General features: G+C 36.7%; 18 protein-coding genes. 16 read left to right on the forward strand and 2 right to left on the reverse strand.

Annotated elements, in window-relative coordinates; genetic code table 11:
• Positions 1-24 precede the first annotated feature (24 nt).
• Positions 25-213 carry a type II toxin-antitoxin system HicA family toxin gene (locus tag ACXKY9_RS05060; protein WP_080546591.1) on the reverse strand — a complete coding sequence of 63 codons (189 nt, stop codon included), beginning with the start codon at positions 211-213 and terminating at the stop codon, positions 25-27.
• A gap of 172 nt (positions 214-385) precedes the next feature.
• On the opposite strand from ACXKY9_RS05060, the gene ACXKY9_RS05065 reads away from it, so the two are divergent.
• From ACXKY9_RS05065 to ACXKY9_RS05090, 6 genes are all read left to right on the forward strand, one after another.
• Positions 386-586, forward strand: coding sequence for a hypothetical protein (locus ACXKY9_RS05065; RefSeq protein WP_000196707.1), 201 nt, complete (start codon positions 386-388; stop codon positions 584-586).
• Positions 587-602: 16 nt separating this feature from the next.
• On the forward strand, positions 603-905 hold the full coding sequence (locus ACXKY9_RS05070) for an HNH endonuclease signature motif containing protein (RefSeq protein WP_001051281.1): 303 nt from the start codon (positions 603-605) through the stop codon (positions 903-905).
• A gap of 2 nt (positions 906-907) precedes the next feature.
• Positions 908-1,303, forward strand: coding sequence for a hypothetical protein (locus ACXKY9_RS05075; RefSeq protein WP_001149928.1), 396 nt, complete (start codon positions 908-910; stop codon positions 1,301-1,303).
• Positions 1,304-1,395: 92 nt separating this feature from the next.
• Positions 1,396-1,758, forward strand: coding sequence for a hypothetical protein (locus ACXKY9_RS05080; RefSeq protein WP_001282601.1), 363 nt, complete (start codon positions 1,396-1,398; stop codon positions 1,756-1,758).
• A gap of 8 nt (positions 1,759-1,766) precedes the next feature.
• Positions 1,767-3,455 carry a terminase large subunit gene (locus ACXKY9_RS05085; protein WP_033676369.1) on the forward strand — a complete coding sequence of 563 codons (1,689 nt, stop codon included), beginning with the start codon at positions 1,767-1,769 and terminating at the stop codon, positions 3,453-3,455.
• A gap of 13 nt (positions 3,456-3,468) precedes the next feature.
• Positions 3,469-4,647: a phage portal protein gene (locus ACXKY9_RS05090; RefSeq protein WP_000522435.1), complete on the forward strand. Its 1,179-nt coding sequence runs from the start codon at positions 3,469-3,471 to the stop codon at positions 4,645-4,647.
• 94 nt (positions 4,648-4,741) lie between these two features.
• On the opposite strand, the gene ACXKY9_RS05095 is transcribed toward ACXKY9_RS05090, so the two are convergent.
• Positions 4,742-5,935 (reverse strand): IS110-like element ISBth13 family transposase, encoded by a 1,194-nt coding sequence (locus ACXKY9_RS05095; RefSeq protein WP_000499523.1) that lies wholly within the window; start codon positions 5,933-5,935, stop codon positions 4,742-4,744.
• 296 nt (positions 5,936-6,231) lie between these two features.
• Here ACXKY9_RS05095 and ACXKY9_RS05100 point away from each other — a divergent pair, with 296 nt between their 5' ends.
• From ACXKY9_RS05100 to ACXKY9_RS05145, 10 genes are all read left to right on the forward strand, one after another.
• Entirely contained in the window at positions 6,232-6,816 is a 585-nt protein-coding gene (locus ACXKY9_RS05100; RefSeq protein ID WP_000361708.1) for an HK97 family phage prohead protease, read from the forward strand.
• A 16-nt stretch (positions 6,817-6,832) separates the two neighbouring features.
• On the forward strand, positions 6,833-8,017 hold the full coding sequence (locus tag ACXKY9_RS05105; protein WP_001031425.1) for a phage major capsid protein: 1,185 nt from the start codon (positions 6,833-6,835) through the stop codon (positions 8,015-8,017).
• A gap of 15 nt (positions 8,018-8,032) precedes the next feature.
• Positions 8,033-8,290 carry a hypothetical protein gene (locus ACXKY9_RS05110; RefSeq protein WP_001016250.1) on the forward strand — a complete coding sequence of 86 codons (258 nt, stop codon included), beginning with the start codon at positions 8,033-8,035 and terminating at the stop codon, positions 8,288-8,290.
• On the forward strand, positions 8,287-8,559 hold the full coding sequence (locus ACXKY9_RS05115; RefSeq protein WP_000600950.1) for a head-tail connector protein: 273 nt from the start codon (positions 8,287-8,289) through the stop codon (positions 8,557-8,559). The genes ACXKY9_RS05110 and ACXKY9_RS05115 overlap by 4 nt, the downstream gene beginning before the upstream one ends.
• A complete protein-coding gene (locus tag ACXKY9_RS05120; RefSeq protein ID WP_000998123.1) occupies positions 8,556-8,855 on the forward strand; it encodes a phage head closure protein in 300 nt (99 codons plus the stop codon). Before ACXKY9_RS05115 ends, ACXKY9_RS05120 begins: the two co-directional genes overlap by 4 nt.
• Positions 8,848-9,204 carry an HK97 gp10 family phage protein gene (locus ACXKY9_RS05125; protein ID WP_001273706.1) on the forward strand — a complete coding sequence of 119 codons (357 nt, stop codon included), beginning with the start codon at positions 8,848-8,850 and terminating at the stop codon, positions 9,202-9,204. The genes ACXKY9_RS05120 and ACXKY9_RS05125 overlap by 8 nt, the downstream gene beginning before the upstream one ends.
• Entirely contained in the window at positions 9,201-9,530 is a 330-nt protein-coding gene (locus tag ACXKY9_RS05130; RefSeq protein WP_000172080.1) for a hypothetical protein, read from the forward strand. The genes ACXKY9_RS05125 and ACXKY9_RS05130 overlap by 4 nt, the downstream gene beginning before the upstream one ends.
• The gene (locus tag ACXKY9_RS05135) at positions 9,531-10,124 is read left to right on the forward strand and encodes a major tail protein (protein ID WP_001004921.1); all 594 of its coding nucleotides are present in this window, start codon (positions 9,531-9,533) and stop codon (positions 10,122-10,124) included.
• A 6-nt stretch (positions 10,125-10,130) separates the two neighbouring features.
• Positions 10,131-10,493: a hypothetical protein gene (locus ACXKY9_RS05140; protein ID WP_000415929.1), complete on the forward strand. Its 363-nt coding sequence runs from the start codon at positions 10,131-10,133 to the stop codon at positions 10,491-10,493.
• A 230-nt stretch (positions 10,494-10,723) separates the two neighbouring features.
• On the forward strand, positions 10,724-14,356 hold the full coding sequence (locus ACXKY9_RS05145; RefSeq protein ID WP_015382231.1) for a hypothetical protein: 3,633 nt from the start codon (positions 10,724-10,726) through the stop codon (positions 14,354-14,356).
• Positions 14,357-14,362 lie beyond the last annotated feature (6 nt).

A 14,362-nucleotide genomic window follows, 5' to 3' on the forward strand; every position in this document is an offset into this window, starting at 1 on the left:
TAATTAGGGAAAGCAAGGGGTGGTTTATAACCAACCCGCTTGCTTATAGATTGAGCGAAGTGTACCTTTTGGAATATCCTTGCAAGGATGTTTCACAGTCACTTTACCAATCTTAGAAGGATGTTTGAACTGATGGTGGCTGCCTTCAATGTTCACTATAAACCATCCTTCTTTTTTTAACCTCTTAATTACTTCCCTACTAGAAATCGTTATTACCTCCTTTCAACTTTCTATACTTATTATAACACGCATTGCTATGCGTATCAATAGGTGAGGGTAAATTTCTCTGTTTTTTTATATGTTTTTTTATGAATATATCAGTATATCGAGCACCCAAATTGGGTGCTTTTTATTATGTGAAAATTACATAGGTGGTGCTTAGTAAATGACACGACATTATTTAATAGGTACATTAGTTAATTGGCGTGAAAGTGTAGAAAGATTTCACTACAATGAATCATTCCAATTTTTAAAAGAAGAATTCCAATTAAGTGATGAAGATACAATAAAAGCATTTTGGTTATCTTTCTATAAATGGTACGAATACAGACACCCGAAGTTACGAGAGTTATTAGGAGAATGGTAAGGAGTGAGCAAAGCGAATGGCTAAGGAATATGCAAAACGCTTTTATAAATCAACAGCATGGAAGAAATGTAGGGGGGCATATATTGCTGCAACATTAGATGGAATGTGTGAGCATTGCAAAGAAGTACCTGGATATATCGTTGACCATATAGTGGAGATTACACCAGTAAATATAAACAATCCAGACATCACATTGAACCATGAGAACTTACAATACTTATGCTTACAATGTCATAACACTAAGACATTTAGTAAGTACAGTCCGATGAGGGAAGATGTAATGTTTAATGAGAACGGTGAATTAATTAGGAGGGATTAGAGATGCAGTGTAATGGTAAGGTGTTAAATAAAGAACAAGTAGACAAGTTACAGTTCATGATTAATAACTATTCTAATAAGGGAATGGATATTTGTACATGTGATGTAGAGCGGGTACTAAACAAACAATATATGAAACTAACAAAGCTAGAGAAAGCTATTGCTCTTAGCATAGTCTTTAATGCTATTGATACCAAGGAACTAGATGGACATGTAAGTAAAGAAAAATTATCGGATGTACTTAAAATAATTGAAGCGTTAAAAGAAGAGATAGATGCAGATAAAGAGTTAGAAGAAGAAAAAGAAGCGCATCTAAATATAATTAATAAACTAATTGATAGTTTATTAGCAGAAAAGAATCAGGAACAAAAAGAACCAAGCCCCCCCTTTCAAAAATAAAGCAAAGCCCCTTAGGGGGACCGAGAGGGGAGCTTCACGTAACACACAGGTCATTGCTATAGGGGGTGTGGTCATGGGAGGAGTGAAATTTTATGAGCGATAATTTAGATATAGAAAAAGAAAAACGAATTAAGAGAGAGATGACACGATTAAACAGTTTATTAAAGAATTTAGAGCCGAAGAAAAAGAGAGCTGTTTCTTCACTCATAAAAAACGCTGCTTTTATGGCTGTCACTTTAGAAGATCTGCAAGAAGAAATTAATCAGAATGGTGTTACGGAACAATACCAAAACGGAGCAAATCAATTTGGAGTTAAAAAATCTTCAGCTGTTGAAGTATACAATACAATGATAAAAAACCATGTACAGGTAATGAAACAACTAACTGACTTGCTTCCGAAAGAACAGCCTAAAGAAGAGGATGATGGGTTTGAAGACTTTGTGAATAAAAAATGAGTAAACGAATAAGAAAACAGTATCCATTAACTTATAATCCAATTATTGAGTATTACAATCTCATTGAAGCAGGGGAAGTAACTGTATCTAGTAAAGTTAGGCGGATATATAAGAAACTCGTTAATGATATATACGATACCTCTTCTGTATTTGAGTACGATGCGAATAAAGCCAATCATGTAATAGAATTCATTGAGAATTTTTGCAAACACTCAAAAGGTAAATGGGGCGGTAAGCCAATTGAATTGGAGATTTGGCAAAAAGCATTTTTAGCAGCTTCTTTTGGATTTGTTCATAAAATTGATGGGACGAGAAAGTATAGAGAAGTACTCTTAATTGTGGCTCGTAAAAATGGAAAGTCAACAATCGCTTCTGGAATAGGGTTGTATTTGCAAGTTGCCGATGGTGAACCAGGTGCAGAAATATATGCAGTTGCTACTAAATTAGACCAAGCGAAATTAGTTTGGCTAGATGCTAAAAGGATGGTTAAGAAATCCCCCGTATTATTAAAACGAATTAAACCGCTTGTTCGTGAATTAAATGCAGATTTTAATGATAGTACGTTTAAACCTTTGGGAAGTGATTCAGAAACACTTGATGGTCTTAATGTTCATGGAGCGATGATGGATGAAATACATGCTTGGAAGGATAAGAATCTATATGACGTTATAGTGGATGGTACTTCTTCAAGGGAACAACCAATGATATTTATGATTACAACAGCTGGAACCATTCGTGAATCAGTTTACGATATGAAATATGAAGAAGCCGAAATGCTTTTAAATGGTTTGGACGATCCAGACGGCTATAAAGACGATCGCTTTTTACCAATCATATATGAGTTGGATAAAAGAGAGGAATGGACTGATAATACTAAATGGAAAAAAGCTAATCCTGGTTTAGGTACGATAAAAAAGATAGACCAACTTGAAACAAAGGTAAACAAAGCGAAAGCAAATTCTTTGCTAGTTAAGAACTTACTAACAAAAGATTTTAATATCCGCGAAACAAGTACAGAAGCCTGGTTAACATTTGAACAATTAAATAACAAGGCTACCTTTGATGTAGCAAAATTAAAGCCTTCTTATGGGATTGGCGGTTGTGATTTATCTTCAACAACTGATTTAACCGCAGCGAAGGTTATTTTTATGCTTCCAAACGATCCGCATGTCTATGTATTACAAATGTATTGGCTTCCTGAAGATTTGCTTGAGCAAAGAAGTAAAGAAGATAAGATTCCATATAATTTATGGGCAGAACAAGGAATATTGAGAACAACACCAGGTAATTCAGTTCATTATAAATTTGTAACACAATGGTTCTTAGAAGTCAGGGATGAATTAGGTATTTATATTCCGTGGATCGGTTATGATAGATGGTCCGCAAAATATTGGGTGGAGGAAATGGAAGGCTACTTTGGTAAAGAAGCAATGATTCCAGTTGCCCAAGGGAAACAAACTCTTTCTAGCCCTATGAAATTATTAGGAGCAGATTTAGAGTCTAATTTAGTAAATTACAACAATAATAGCATTGATAAATGGTGCTTATCGAATACAGCCATTGATGTGGATAAAAACCTGAACATACAGCCGAACAAAACAAATAATCAGCGTAGAAGAATTGACGGAACCGCAGCGCTTTTAAATGCATATGTTGTGCTTCAAGAAAAACGTAATGATTACTTAAATATGATTTGAGGGAGGTGAGGAATTGGGGTTATTCAACAAAATATTCGGTAGAAAACAACCGCCTACTACGACCCGTTTTGAAATGATAAACGATAATGGAGGGGGCTTTTTCTCGTGGAATGGGAATATCTATCAAAGTGATATTATCAGAGCCTGTATACGTCCTAAAGCCAAGGCTGTTGGTAAATTAATAGCAAAGCATATACGAGATAATGCAAATGAATTTAAAGTAAATCCAGAGCCGTATATTAGATTCATTTTAGAAGAACCGAATCCATTAATGACAGGTCAAATATTCCAAGAAAAAATGACTGTACAGCTAGAGCTGAACCATAACGCCTTTGCATATATCAAACGGGACGAATTAGGAGTTCCAATTGAAATTTATCCTTTGCCATGTGTAACAGTAGAAGTTGTAGAGGGAGCTCAAGGTGATATTTTTCTTACTTTTTATTTTAAAAATGGGAAGAGAATGACCGTTCCATATGTCGATGTTATCCACCTTAGAAAAGATTTTAACGAAGATGATTTCTTTGGTGAACATCCAGGTAAAGCTTTATCTTCCTTAATGGATATTGTTACAACTACCGATCAAGGAATTGTGAAAGCAATTAAAAATAGTGCAGTGGTGAAATGGATATTAAAATTCAAATCGGTTTTAAAACAAGAGGACATTGATGCACAAGTTCAAAATTTCAAGAAAAATTATTTGAGTATTGATAATGAAAACGGTGGAGCAGCTTCATCTGATCCGCGCTATGATTTAGAACAAGTTAAACCAGAAGCATTTGTTCCAGATTCAAAACAAATGCAAGAAACAACACAGAGAATTTATAACTTCTTTAATACAAACGAAAAAATCATTCAAAGTAAATACAATGAGGATGAATGGAATGCTTACTATGAATCTGAAATTGAACCGTTAGCAATGCAACTTTCTGGGGAATTTACCAGGAAGTTTTTTTCACGTAGGGAACGTGGCTTTGGGAACAAAATTATTTTCGAAGCAGCAAGCCTTCAATATGCTTCTATGCAGACTAAAATGAATTTAGTTCAAATGGTTGATAGAGGAGCAATGACACCGAATGAATGGCGTTCTATTCTCTCTGTAGGTCCAATTGAAGGTGGCGACAAGCCGATTCGAAGACTAGATACAGCGTTAGTTAAAGACGGAAATACAACTGTTAAAGACCAACTATGAGAAGTCAAGGGGAGTTTTTTATATAAATAGGGGGTGTTTTTCTAAAAAAGGGCGTGCCAAATAAACCTAAGGATTTTCAAAAAAAATGAAAAGGTCATGTTTCTGTTGTGTGAGGTGGTACTTCATAAGGCTTATTGCTTTTAAGAATGGCATAGATAATGTAACACAGCTTTCTAGCTACCGCCCCTATACAAACATAGTAGTGCTTTCCTTGCTTTCGTTTCTTTTCATAAAAAGCTTTTAATACAGGGTCATGTTTATGCGCTGTAATAGCCGCTTGGAATAAGGCTCTACGCAAATGAGAAGAACCACGTTTGGATATAGACGTACCTGAGGCTTCAAATTGTCCAGATTGGGACACAGAGGCATCAATGCCTGCGTAAGCGACAAGTTTAGATGGTTTGTCAAAGCGGTGAATATCCCCAATTTCACTTAGTATAGTGGCTCCTAAAATGGGCCCAACACCAGGTATTGTCATGATAGGAGTATCTAAATCAATTAAAAGTTGTGACATTTCTTCTTCACATTCTTTGATTTGATCTTCGATAAAACGAATTTGTTCCATCAACATTTTTAGTTGGAAGGAAAAAGCGTCTTTACAGAAGGTAACACCAAACGAATTAGAGGCTAATTCCATTAGCTTGTTGGCTGTTTTCTTCCCCAGTCGATTACGACTGGTTTGCTCAATTATTTGTGTTAAATCATCAATAGATATCTGTTCATAGTCACTAGGAGAGGCATATTCAAGTAAGATTTGCGAAGAAGTTTTACCAAAAACATCCGAAAAGATGCTTTGGTACTCTGGGAAAGTCTGATCTAATACGACAAGAGCTTTTCGTTTTAAATCACTCATATTACTTACAAGCGCATTACGAAAGCGGCTCATTTGTTTTAGAGCGAACATTTTCTCGTCCACAAGTGGGGTTTCAACAAAACGGCCGAATCGAATGATATCGGCAATCATAGTGGCATCAATGGCGTCTGTTTTTCGCTTTCTAATTTCTGTTCCTTTTCGCCAAGCATTGGTTTGAATTGGATTTAATACAACGACTGAGAAGCCATGATCAAGTAGAAAAGAATAAACGGCTAACCAATAATGTCCTGTTGCCTCCATTCCAATCAGTATTTCTGTAGGAGACTCAATATATTGGTACATCCAATTTAACAGTGCTTGTCCGCCTTCTTTATGATTCTGAAAGGGAAATGGCTTAGTAATAGGTTTTCCAGTTTGGTCGATAATGGACGCATAATGTTTATGTTTAGCGATATCAATACCTAAATAGAACATAGCTTACACCCCTATTTTAATCAGTGTTAGATAGTGTTGTCCTCCTCTGAACTAATAAGCGCTACTACCTCGTAAGAGATACGAAGAATGACCAATGGTCATCAACATCCAACTCATTCGTAAACTACTTATTAGACAGAGGTACCATTCTTTCAACCGAATACAAAGATTCAAGGAGGTGGTCGGCAACACTCTATCTACAAATATAAGTATCTCATATAACTAGATACTCACGGGTTTATAGGTAAATCCCTTTCCTAAAAAACCTAACTTTATCATACGAGGAGGTGGGGATAATGGACAAGACGGAAACAAGGGAAATAGTAACACAGAAGATTGAAATTAGAGAAGATGATAACGGAAATCGGACACTTATAGGCTATGCAGTAAAGTGGGAAAAGAAATCCGTAGTTATGGGATATTATCGTAAGTTTCGTGAGCAATTTAAAAATGGAGCATTCACAGAAACATTACAAAATGATGACCAACGTTTTTTATGGTCTCATGATACATCTAAAGTGCTGGGAAGAACAAAGAATAATACGTTACGTTTGAGCGAGGATGCCGTGGGCTTACGCTTTGAATTGGATTTACCAGATACAACTCTAGGTAATGACACTTACAAATCTATTAAGCGTGGAGATGTAGATGGTGTTTCGTTTGGGTTTAGCATGATAAGCGAAGAAATCCAAGAACCAGATGATGATTTGATGCTACGAACTGTTACAAAAGCAAAACTATTAGAAGTTAGCGCAGTAGCTTTCCCAGCTTACCCAGATTCAGAAGTAAGTGCTAGGGGATATGATCCTTATAAACATTTTACAGAAGAAAAAAAGCGCTCGGAAAAGCGCAGAAGACTATATTTACAAACATTATTATAAAAGGTGGACTTTGAACATGAATAAAGAACAATTATTAAAACGTAAATCTGAAATCAGTGAATTATTAAGTGATGAAACTCGCTCTATTGATAACCTTGATGCAATTGAAACAGAGTTACGAGATATTAATAATCAGTTGGCAGCGATTGAGAAGCGTGAACAACTTTTAAATGAAGCACGTTCAATTAATGAAGGAAATGCAGCTGGTACTAATAAGATTGAAACATTTAATACGGATCCATCAAATGAAAAACGTGAACTTGGTACAAATACAGTTGAATATCGTAATGCTTTTATGAATTACGTATTACGCGGTGAAACAATTCCAGCTGAATTACGTGCAAATGCTGTTACGAAAACAAGTGACATCGGTTCTGTTATCCCACAAACAGTATTAGATAAAATTATCGAAAAGATTGAAGCGGTAGGAATGATTCTACCTTTAATTACTCGTACAGCTATTAAAGGCGGCGTAACAGTACCAACTTCAACAGTTAAACCAGTCGCAACATGGGTTGCTGAAAGTTCTGGAAGTGATAAACAAAAGAAAACTACAGGAAGCATTACTTTCAACTATCACAAATTACGTTGTGCCGTAGCGGTTTCTCTTGAAGTAGAAACAATGTCTCTTGCGGTATTTGAAACAACATTAATTAATAATATTGTGGAAGCTATGACAAAAGCGATTGAACAAGCGATTGTTAGTGGTGATGGGTCTGGTAAGCCAAAAGGGATTCTAGCGGAAACACCTGTTGACGGACAAGCATTAGATGTTGCGAAAATTAACTACAAAACGTTAACAGATGCAGAAGCGGCTTTACCACTTGAGTATGAAGCAAGCGCGATTTGGACGATGACGAAAAAGACATTTATGGAATTTTCGGCAATGACAGATGCAGACGGCCAGCCGATTGCACGTACAAATTACGGGATTTCCGGTAAACCAGAACGCATTTTATTAGGTCGTCCAGTTGTTCTATGTAATTATGTTGATAGTTTCGCAACGGCTACTGAAGGAACAACATTTGCATTCTTATTTAATTACAAGGATTATATTCTGAATACAAACTACCAAATGGGTGTTAAGAAATATGAAGACAATGAAACTGACGATCAAGTTACAAAGGCAATTATGATTGTGGATGGTAAAGTAGTAGACAAAAACTCTTTAGTTGTTTTAAAAAAAGCTCCAGCAGCTTAATAAAGGAGTGATACAATGAATCATTTAGTCTTGAATGCTTTCATTGATAAAGAAACAAAAGTTGGATATTCAAAAGGCGATATGTACGAGTCAAATGATTCGGAACGTGTTGCCTTTTTAATTGAAAAAGGATTCTTAAAAGGAAATAAAGAGATTTCTACATTCCCTAAGCATACTGGCGGTGGATGGTATGAATTATCGAATGGTGAAAAAGTGCAAGGGAAAGAGGAAGCGATGTCAGCTGAACAATCATTGAGGGGTAACGAATCATGATTTTAAAAGATATAAAAAAGGCATTGCGCATTTCTCATGATGCCCTTGACGATGAAATAAACGATGCAATAGAGGAAGCTCGACACGACTTAATGTTGTCGGGTGTTTCTTCTATTAAAGCGAATCATGACGATGATCCGTTAATCAAAAGAGCGATAAAAGTATATTGCAAAGCAGAATTTGTTGCTGAGGTCAAAGAGGCTGAAAGATTCCAGGCATCGTATAACATGTTGAAAAATCATCTCACTTTAGCAGGTGATTACAAATGAATGACATTGTATTCTTTCCAGTTGTAACGACTACTACAGACGATTTAGGACAAATAGAAGTAGCAGAAGAGTTTACAAGACAAGTATTTTGTGAGAAAAAAAGTGTTTCTCAAAATGAATTCTTTCAAGCTGGTCAAAATGGTTTTAAGCCCAAATGTGTATTGATTGTTTACACATTGGATTATCAAGAAGAACAGAAAGTACAGTATCACAACAAGAAATACAACATTTATCGCACATACGAAAGAGACGATGAAAGAATTGAACTCTATTGTGAGGTGAAGACAGGTGGCTAATATCGATGATTTATCCAATGAAATTGCTAGGGAACTACAAAGATATGCCAATGTAATTGAGGAAGACATGGAAGTGGCGAAGGAAGAGGTAGCGGATAATTTAGTGGGTGAATTAAAGCAAAAAAGCCCTAAAAATACAGGTAGGTATAGTAAAGGTTGGCGAAAAAAGAAGGATGGGAACGCAATTATTGTTCATAATGCTTTAAAACCGCAGCTTACTCATTTACTGGAGAAAGGTCATGCGAAGGCAAATGGTGGACGAGTACCAGCAAAGGTTCATATTGCACCAGCTGAAGAACATGCGATTCATGATTTTGTTGAACGTGTTGAAAGGGCGATTGGGCAATGACATTAGGTGAACTAAAGAAAATTCTTGAGGCTACAGGTTATCCTGTGGCTTATTCGCATTTCACTGAAACACCAGGTGTTCCCGTACCTTCACCGCCTTATGTTTGCTACTTTGTAGATGGATCACCTAACATGGCAGCCGACAATAAGACCTATCACAAAATAAATGATGTAAATATAGAGCTTTATACAACTAAGAAGGATTTAGTTGCAGAAGCCAAGCTAGAACAAGTCCTGGATGATTATGAGATTCCATATGAGTCATATGGGACTTTTATTGAATCTGAAAAACTATTTCAAAAAATATATGAAACGAGGTTGTTGTAAATGAATGAAAACAAGGTAACATTCGGTTTGAAAAATGTACATTACGTGCCATTAGATATTAAGGATTTCTTAGTTACATTTGGTACACCAATTCCATTACCTGGTGGAGTGGAACTAACATTTGAGCCACGCGGTGATTTAATTGAATTCTATGCGGATGACATGCTTTATTACGCAGCAAGTAATAATCAGGGTTACGATGGAACATTAAGTATTGCTACTATCCCAGAAAAGTTTGCTATTGATGCACTTGGTGAGGAATTAGACGAAACAGATGGTGTATTGAATGAATTGGCTGATGCAAAAGGAAAACCATTCGCATTATTATTTGAGTTTGATGGTGATGTCAATGCAACTCGACATGTTATGTATAACTGTTCAGCAAGTCGTCCAACACTTGCATCTAAAACAAAAACAAGTTCAGCTGAGCCAAATACAAATGAACTGAAGTTTGTTTCTAGTCCAATTATTTTAGCACCAGGGGGAAGACCTATGGTTAAAACAAAAACAACATCTAAAACAACGCAAGAAATTTATAAAAATTGGTACAAGGAAGTGTACGTTAAAAAACCAGCAGCACCAAAAGGAGCGTAATAGTAAATGGAAAAGACAATTACAATAGATGGAAAACAAGTCCGATTAAAAAGTACAGCAGCTACTGTTAAACGATATAAAGCACAATTCAGACGTGATTTATTTGCTGATATGTTTAAGTTAGGGATTTTGTCTCCTTCAAATCCTCAAGAGGGTTCACTAGCCACTATTGATTTAGCTAATGCGGATTTAAGTAAGCTAGATTTTGAAGTTGTATATGATTTAGTTTGGTTATATGCGAAAACAGCAAATCCAGAAATTGCCGAACCAATTACATGGTTAGACGGTTTTGATGAATTCCCTATTTCGGATATTATCCCGGAAATTATGGATATGATTCAAAGTACAATGGGAGCAAAAAAAAAATAAACAAAAGTAATGGAGAGCAAGGGACGTTCAGTGATGAAGAATTAACCACTGATACGTTCCTTGCTCTTTGTTATAAAGCGAAATTAACGCATTGGGATCTGGACGTCATGACGATTGGTGATTGCTTTGATTACATTGCTGAATTCGCTGAAATGGAGAATCCAGACAAAGAAAAAGTCAGAAAAGCAAACCAAAAAGACTTTGATTCATTCTAAGAAAGGGGTTAAATTATGGCCGGAAGGATTAAAGGGATCACCATTGAAATTGGTGGGGAAACCACAGGTCTTCAAAATGCATTAAAAGATGTGAATAAACGCAGCAATGATTTAACAAATGAATTAAAAGATGTAGAACGTCTTTTGAAATTTGATCCTGGTAATGTGGAAGCTTTAGCTCAAAAGCAAAAGTTATTGACGCAACAAATTGAAAATACAACGGAAAAGCTAGATAAATTGAAGGCAGCCGAACAACAAGTGCAAGCACAATTTCAAAATGGAAAAATTTCTGAAGAACAGTACCGCGCGTTTAGGCGTGAAATTGAATTTACACAAGGATCACTTGATGGGCTGAAAAATAAGCTTGGTAATATGAAATCTGAACAAGAGAATGTAGCGAGTTCAACAAGACAATTAGAAACGTTGTTTAGTGCTACAGGAAAAAGCGTTGATGATTTTGCAGGCGCATTAGGTAATCGTCTTGTAAATGCAATTCGAAACGGTGCAGCAACAAGTAAGCAATTAGAACAAGCAATTGGGATTATTGGACGCGAAGCATTAGGAACAGAAGCTGATATTGAAAAGTTACAACGTGCGCTACGATCTGTGGATGCTGGGAATTCAATTCAGCAAGTACGAAATGAGTTGAGAGATTTACAACAAGAAGCTGAGAGAACAGAGAAGAAGTTTGAAGGGCTCCAAGTAGGACTTGAAAACGTCATTGGTGGAATGGCAGCTGGTGGCGGTATTGCTAGTGCAGTTGAAAAAGCAATGGATATGTCAAAATTGAAAACTAAGATTGATATCACTTTCGATGTTCCAGAGTCTTCGAAAAAATCAGTGGAAGAAGCGATTAGGGGCGTTAGTACGTATGGTATTGATGCTGAAGAGGCATTAGAAGGAGTTCGCCGACAGTGGGCATTAAATAAAGATGCTTCTGACGAAACAAATGCCGCTATAGTTAAAGGAGCAGCGACTATTGCAGCCTCCTACGCTGGAATTGATTTTAATGAACTTATACAAGAAACCAATGAGATTGGTGCAACGTTAGGTATTACGAACGAGGAAGCATTGGGGCTAGTTAATACATTATTAAAAACAGGATTTCCACCAGAACAATTAGATATTATCGCTGAATATGGGGATCAAATGATTCAAGCTGGATTTTCGGCTAAAGAAGTCCAAGGAATTATGTCAGCAGGAGTAGATACTAAGAGTTGGAATATCGATAACCTATTAGACGGTGTTAAAGAAGGACGTATCAAAATGGCTGAGTTTGGTGCAGGTGTAGATAAATCTATGCAAGCGGTTTTAGATAAAACAAAAATTTCGGCGGATCAGTTTGAAAAATGGGGTCAAGCTATCGCTCAAGGTGGCGAAGGTGGACAAAAAGCGATGCTTGAAGCCACCAAAGCTTTAGCCGGTGTTGAAAATGCAACAGACAGAAATGCACTTGGCACGAAGATGTTCGGTACTCTTTGGGAAGACCAAGGGAAGAAAATTATCGACACCATTTTGAAAGCGGAAGGTAAACAAGTCGATTTAAAAAAAGGAGTAGAGGACTTACAGGGTGCTACTTCTAAAATAGATGCATCTCCAGCGGTTAAATTTCAACAAGCCATGCAAGATTTACAAGTTGCTCTTCAGCCTGTTCTTGAAGTTATAGCAGATCTTGTCTCTAAATTCTCTGAATGGATTTCCAATAATCCTGAATTAGCAGCTACTTTGGCAGCTATCGCAGTTGCTATTGGTGTAATTGCAGGAGCATTCATGGCTTTAGCGCCAATAGTTGCTGTTATAACAAGTATAGGATGGGCGATGACAGGGTTGGTTGCTATTATTCCGATAATAGTAGCACTTGTTGTCGCTTTAGGTGTTGCCATTTATAAAAATTGGGACGACATCAAACAATGGACCATTGATGCATGGAATGCAATTGGGGAATTCTTAGTAGGCGTATGGGATGGAATTGTACAATGGGCAAGTGAAACCTGGAATAGTATTAGTGAATCTACATCGGAAGTTTGGAATTCGATTAAAGAATACTTAATAGAGTTATGGAATGGGATAGTTGAGTCTTTATCTGAAATATGGAATTCTATTGTTGAAACTACTACAGAAATATGGAATTCCATTGTGGAGTATTTGACTGGAATATGGGATGGAGTAGTTGAAACATTATCGGAAGTTTGGAATAGTATTAGCGAAACCACTTCCGAAGTGTGGACAGCGATTAGTGAGTTTTTCGTTAATACTTGGAATGGACTAGTTGCCTTTCTAACTCCTATTTTACAAGGAATTGCTGATTTCTTCTCTATGATTTGGAACGGTATTTCCACAGTGATTCAAACTGTATGGAATTTTATTACACAATACTTACAAGCGATTTGGACGGCTATTTTATACTTTGCTACGCCAATATTTGAAAGTATCAAGAATTTCATTTCTGAATGTTGGAATACCATTAGTTCTACTACAAGTCTTGTATGGGAAACAATTAAGAATTTCTTAGTTTCCTGTTGGAATGGGCTTGTAGCGTTTGTTATGCCGATTTTTGAACAAATCAAGTCCTGGATCATTGCTGTGTGGGATACAATCAGTTCAGCAACAACGTCTGTATGGAATGCTGTTAAGAATTTCTTACAATCGTGCTGGAACGGGTTAGTAGCTTTTGTAACACCAATATTCACCTCAATAAAAGATTGGATTGTGAATACATGGAATACGATTAGCTCCACAACAAGTGCAGTATGGAATACGATTAAAAGCTATCTATCTAGCTTATGGAACGCAATTGTTTCCACAGCGAGTTCTGTATTCAATAGCATCAAAGAAGCGATTTCAACGGTTTGGAACATGATTAGTAGCACAAGTAGTAGCATTTGGAATGGTATTAAATCTACACTTTCAAACATCTGGGAAGGTATCAAGTCAACCGCATCTTCTGTCTGGAATGGATTAAAAGAAGCCATTATGACGCCTGTTCGTTGGGTAACAGATGCCGTTAGTGGAGCATTTGAAGGCATGAAATCAGCAGTATTAGGTGTATGGGATGGTATTAAAAGTGGTATTCGTACAGCTATCAATGGAATTATTCGTATCATAAATAAATTTATAGATGGTTTTAATACACCAGCAGAATTATTAAACAATATACCAGGAGTTAGCGCGCCGACTATTCCACATGTACCAATGCTCGCTAAAGGCGGGAAGCCTGTAGGAGATGGCTCATTTATTACTGGAGAAAAAGGACCCGAACTGTTTACTAAAAGAGGGAATTCTATCACAGTTACGCCGTTATCTTCAAAAGAAAGATCACTCGGTATCACTGGAACTATGAATCAACTAATGAGTGATATGAGCCGGATGATGGCTAGTTCAATGAGTCAATTATCAGGGTTAAAGAGTGTTATGAGTGGTGTGTATGGAAATATGTCAAATAGTAGACAAGCTATGGCAGCTGGTGTTGCGAATCAAGTGATTAATTATTCTTCAGGATCATCTGGCGGTGGAGTCATTCCAACGCTTGGTGGCGATTTAGTTGTGGAGGTTCCTGTTGTTTTAGAGGGACGAGATGTAGCGCGTGGTACGTATCGCTATACAACCGAATATCAAGAAAGAGAAACACAGAGGGATTCAGACTTTTAAGTTTGA

The sequence above is a fragment of the Bacillus sp. 2175 genome, assembly GCF_057812155.1.

Coding starts and splice junctions, on each gene's coding strand:
- ACXKY9_RS05065 (WP_000196707.1), top strand. CDS start 386: ATGACACGACATTATTTAATAGGTACATTAGTTAATTGGCGTGAAAGT.
- ACXKY9_RS05070 (WP_001051281.1), top strand. CDS start 603: ATGGCTAAGGAATATGCAAAACGCTTTTATAAATCAACAGCATGGAAG.
- ACXKY9_RS05075 (WP_001149928.1), top strand. CDS start 908: ATGCAGTGTAATGGTAAGGTGTTAAATAAAGAACAAGTAGACAAGTTA.
- ACXKY9_RS05080 (WP_001282601.1), top strand. CDS start 1,396: ATGAGCGATAATTTAGATATAGAAAAAGAAAAACGAATTAAGAGAGAG.
- ACXKY9_RS05095 (WP_000499523.1), bottom strand. CDS start 5,935: ATGTTCTATTTAGGTATTGATATCGCTAAACATAAACATTATGCGTCC.
- ACXKY9_RS05100 (WP_000361708.1), top strand. CDS start 6,232: ATGGACAAGACGGAAACAAGGGAAATAGTAACACAGAAGATTGAAATT.
- ACXKY9_RS05105 (WP_001031425.1), top strand. CDS start 6,833: ATGAATAAAGAACAATTATTAAAACGTAAATCTGAAATCAGTGAATTA.
- ACXKY9_RS05110 (WP_001016250.1), top strand. CDS start 8,033: ATGAATCATTTAGTCTTGAATGCTTTCATTGATAAAGAAACAAAAGTT.
- ACXKY9_RS05115 (WP_000600950.1), top strand. CDS start 8,287: ATGATTTTAAAAGATATAAAAAAGGCATTGCGCATTTCTCATGATGCC.
- ACXKY9_RS05120 (WP_000998123.1), top strand. CDS start 8,556: ATGAATGACATTGTATTCTTTCCAGTTGTAACGACTACTACAGACGAT.
- ACXKY9_RS05130 (WP_000172080.1), top strand. CDS start 9,201: ATGACATTAGGTGAACTAAAGAAAATTCTTGAGGCTACAGGTTATCCT.
- ACXKY9_RS05135 (WP_001004921.1), top strand. CDS start 9,531: ATGAATGAAAACAAGGTAACATTCGGTTTGAAAAATGTACATTACGTG.
- ACXKY9_RS05140 (WP_000415929.1), top strand. CDS start 10,131: ATGGAAAAGACAATTACAATAGATGGAAAACAAGTCCGATTAAAAAGT.
- ACXKY9_RS05145 (WP_015382231.1), top strand. CDS start 10,724: ATGGCCGGAAGGATTAAAGGGATCACCATTGAAATTGGTGGGGAAACC.